This is a genomic window from Clostridium sp. (genome assembly GCF_016650095.1).
Classification (GTDB): domain Bacteria; phylum Bacillota; class Clostridia; order Clostridiales; family Clostridiaceae; genus Clostridium_AD.
In genome coordinates this window covers 1-4440 of record NZ_JAENWL010000318.1, presented here as the reverse complement: position 1 = coordinate 4440, position 4440 = coordinate 1, and the positions used below count along the sequence as shown (strand labels likewise).

Annotated in this window: 4 protein-coding genes; all 4 read left to right on the top strand. The window is 33.3% G+C overall.

Features of this window, described 5'->3' with window-relative positions; translation table 11 throughout:
• Positions 1 to 985 (top strand): rhamnose ABC transporter substrate-binding protein (rhaS, locus tag JJE11_RS15310; RefSeq protein WP_291637166.1); only part of this gene is annotated, 985 nt, incomplete at its 5' end.
• A gap of 78 nt (positions 986 to 1063) precedes the next feature.
• Positions 1064 to 2575: a sugar ABC transporter ATP-binding protein gene (locus JJE11_RS15305; protein WP_291637164.1), complete on the top strand. Its 1512-nt coding sequence runs from the start codon at positions 1064 to 1066 to the stop codon at positions 2573 to 2575.
• Positions 2568 to 3575 (top strand): ABC transporter permease, encoded by a 1008-nt coding sequence (locus JJE11_RS15300; RefSeq protein ID WP_291637161.1) that lies wholly within the window; start codon positions 2568 to 2570, stop codon positions 3573 to 3575. Before JJE11_RS15305 ends, JJE11_RS15300 begins: the two co-directional genes overlap by 8 nt.
• A 1-nt stretch (position 3576) precedes the next feature.
• On the top strand, positions 3577 to 4440 hold an 864-nt coding region (locus JJE11_RS15295; protein ID WP_291637159.1), incomplete at its 3' end, for an ABC transporter permease.

Sequence of the window (4440 nt, the reverse complement as noted above, 5' to 3'; positions counted from 1 at the left end):
ATTATCAGTTTTTGCAAGTGGACAAAATGAGGCATCAAAAGGTGCTACTGCTACAAATAATCAAAAAGAAATTGTTATACTTTGTAAAAGTATGGGAAATGGCTTCTTTGATGCTGTATTTAATGGCTCTGAAGAAGCTGCTACTGAAATTGGAAATATTAAAACCACTTTCATGGCACCAACTCAGGCAACGGCAGAAGGCCAAATTGAAATTATTGAAAGCCTAATTTCACAACATGTTGATGGTATTGCTATTAGTGCTAATGATTCAGATGCTTTAATACCTGTATGTAAAAAAGCTATGAAAGCTGGAGTTAAGGTAATTTCCTTTGACTCAGGTATCAATGTTGGTGGACGTTCATATGATTTACTTCCTAGTAATGCAGAATTAATTGGTCGTCAACAAATTCAATTAGCTGCAGATTTAACTGATAACAAAGGTGATATTGCAGTATTATCTGCTTCAGCTCAAGCTACAAACCAAAATCTTTGGATAAAATGGATGAAAGAAGAAATCAAAGATTCTAAATATAGCAACATGAGTCTTGTTGAAGTTGTTTATGGTGATGATGCTCCAGATAAGAGCTATAGAGAAGCTACATCTCTTATGAGAAAATATCCTAACCTAAAATGTATTATCTGCCCTACTACAGTTGGCCTTCTTGCAACAGCTCAAGCAATTAAAGATGAAGGAATGACAGGCAAAGTACAAGTAACAGGATTAGGCCTTCCATCTGAAATGAAAGGTTATATCTTAGATGGTACTTGTAGAGAAATGGCTCTATGGAATCCAATCGATCTTGGTTATACATCAACTTATCTTTTAGCTTCATTAATTGAAGGAAAGTCTAATGGACAAGAGGGAGAAGTAATTCCTGCTGGTAGAATGGGTAACATGAATGTTCTTAAAGATGGCAATATTTATATGGGTACTCCTTATGTATTTAATAAAGAAAACATCGAGAAATATGCAGCTATTTTCTAAAAGATAGAGCAAAAATCATACTAAATTTGATCGCCTCTTAAAATACGAGGGGCGATCAAAATTAAAGGAGCACACATAATGCAAAACAGTCAAACATTACTAAGTGTAAAAGGATTGACTAAATATTTCCCTGGAATAAAGGCTTTAGATGAAGTTGAATTTAATCTACGTTCTGGAGAAGTACATGCAATGATTGGTGAAAATGGCGCAGGCAAGTCAACCCTTGTTAAAATTATTACAGGAGTATACACACCTACAAAAGGTTCTATCATCTTTGACGGCAAGCCTATCGACTTCAAAAATGCTTTAGATGCTCAAAATGCTGGGATAGCTGCAATTCATCAAGAAGCTTCAATGTTTGATGAATTAAGTGTAGTTGAAAATATTTATATGGGTCATCATGAAACAATTGGGAAGGCAAAAAAGATTAACTGGAAAGGAATGAGAGAAAAAACAAAAGTTCTTCTTGAAAAAATGCAACTTGATATAAATCCAGATACTCTTGTTAAGAATTTATCAGTAGCACAATGTCACATGGTTGAAATTGCAAAAGCATTATCATTTAATGCAAAACTTGTAATTATGGATGAACCGACAAGCGCACTTACAAGCAATGAAGTAAAAGACTTATTTAGAATAGTAACAGATCTTAAAAACCAAGGAAAAGCAATTCTCTTTATTTCTCATAAGTTTGAAGAAATATTTGAAATCTGTGACTCCTATACAGTACTAAGAGATGGAAAATATATTGGAGATGGAAAAATAGCTGATGCAAGTGAAGATACTATTATTAATATGATGATAGGTCGTAGTATTTCTTCTATGTATCCCAAAAGAGATCCTCATTTTGGTAAAGTTTTCTTAGAAGTTAATAATCTTGGACAACTGGGTGCCTTTAAAGACGTTTCTTTCAAAGTTCATGAAGGCGAAATATTAGGATTTTTTGGCCTTGTAGGAGCGGGAAGATCAGAGGTTGTTAGAACTATATTTGGAATAGATGAAAAAAATAGTGGCACTATGAAGATTGAAGGAAAAGATTTCAATCCAAAAAATCCGCAAGATGCAATTAATAGCGGTATTACTCTCGTTCCTGAAGATAGACAAAGACAAGGCCTTATTCTAGAACAATCAATTTCTAGAAATATAGCACTTCCAAATTTATCTAAATTATCTACCAAAGGTTTTATTCTAAATAAAAAACTTGAAAAAGAATATGTAGATAAATATGGAAAAGAATTAGAAATTAAGGCTGCAAATTATAATGTAGATGCACAAACTCTATCTGGAGGAAATCAACAAAAAGTTGTTTTGGCAAAATGGATTGGTATGCAACCAAAGCTCCTAATTCTTGATGAACCTACAAAAGGAATCGATGTTGCAACTAAAGCTGCAGTTCATCAATTTATGGCAGAAATGGCAAATGTAGGAAAAGCTATAATTATTATTTCTAGTGAATTACCAGAGGTACAAGGAATGGCTGACAATATTGTTGTTATGCATGAAGGAGTAGTCACTGGTATCCTTAATAAAGAGAAAGCTACTAGTGAAAGGATTATGAGATATGCAATTGGCGGAGGTTCCAATGACTAAAAACCAAATAAATTATAAAACATTATTTAAAAATCTAACAGAAAAAAGAGAAGCATCTCTTGTAACTCTTTTAGTACTAATGCTTATACCAGTAACTATTCGTTCACATTCATTTCTATCACCAGATAATATTAGTGAAATATTTAATGATATATCAATATTAGTAATTGTATCTATTGGTGAATTCTTAGTTATTCTATCTAATGGTATTGATTTATCAGTCGGATCAATAATTGCATTTACAGGAATGGCCTGTGGAATGGTTAACCAAAATTATCCAGGACTCTCACCTATTTTTATATTACTGATAGGTATTGGTATTGGGTTATTAATGGGCTCTATTAATGGCATATTAGTAGCTTATGGTAAAATACCACCAATTATTACAACCCTTGGTACAATGAGTATTTTCAGAGGATTAACCTTTGTTTTATCCGGTGGTACATGGGTAACTTCTTATGAAATGACAGAAAGCTATATCGCCTTACCTAGAACTAAATTTCTTGGAATTTCAATATTAGTTTGGATTGCTCTAATAGTAATAATTGTTATGTATTACTTTATGAATTACAAAAAAGAAGGTCGTGAAATTTATGCTATTGGAGGAAATCCAGTTGCAGCTAAATTTGTAGGTGTAAATGAATCTAAAATTAGAATGATTACCTTTTTAATCTCTGGTGCTCTATGTGGTCTAGCAGGTGCACTTTGGACAGCTAGGTATGCCTCTGCAGTTAATCAAATGGCAACTGGTTTTGAAATGCAAGCAGTAGCGGCTTGTGTTCTTGGTGGCGTAAATTTTGCAGGTGGTGCTGGTGGAATTATTGGAGTTGTACTTGGTGCACTATTCTTTGGAGTACTAAATAATGCACTTCCTGTAATTTATCTTTCAGCATTTTGGCAAATGTTTGTTCAAGGTCTAGTTGTTTTAATTGCTTTAACAATTAACACAGCCACAGATAATCACAAACACAAGCAATTGCTCGCTCAAAGGAGGGCATAAAATGGCAAATCAACAACTTGTCTCAGAAAATAGACTCGTAAAAGATTCATTAACTGTTAAACTAATTGATATTTTAACAAAATGGGAAGTTCTCATTGGAATAATGTTTATAATTATGTTTATTATTTTCTCCAATGCTTCTCCATATTTTTTAGATAGTTTTAATTTGATGAATGCAACTTTCCAATTTATGGAAAAATCAATGATGGCTATGCCTATGATATTTATCATAATGTGTGGAGATATTGATATATCTGTTGCTTCAATAATAGCACTTAGTGCCTATGGTGTTGGAATAGCTGCCCAAAACGGAGCATCTTCTCCAGAACTAATATTAATTGCATTAGTAATTGGAACGCTATGTGGGCTTTTTAATGGTTTAATGGTAACAGGTTTTAACATGCCATCCATTGCTGTTACACTTGCAACACAATCTATTTTTAGAGGAATTGCAAAAGGTATCTTAACAGAACATGCATGCACTACTTTCCCAGAGAATTTCGCTTTCTTTGGACAAGGTTTTATTGGGGAATCAATAGTCCCCTTTTCCTTGATTCTATATATAGTCATAGCAATCATCTTTGCTTTTATTCTCCATAAAACTGTTTATGGACGTAAATTATATGCGATTGGAAATTCAATGGAAGCCGCAAGGTTTTCTGGAGTACATGTTAAAAAAGCTAGAGTTATTAATTTTACTTTGATGGGTCTTATTTGCGGAGTTAGTGCAATACTATTATCAAGTAGAATCTTATCTGTTAGATCTAATATTGCTAATGGCTGGGATATGGAAGCAATCACGCTTGTAGTTCTTGGTGGTGTTGCCATTACCGGAGGTAAAGGTAAGGTTATAGGTGTAGTAATT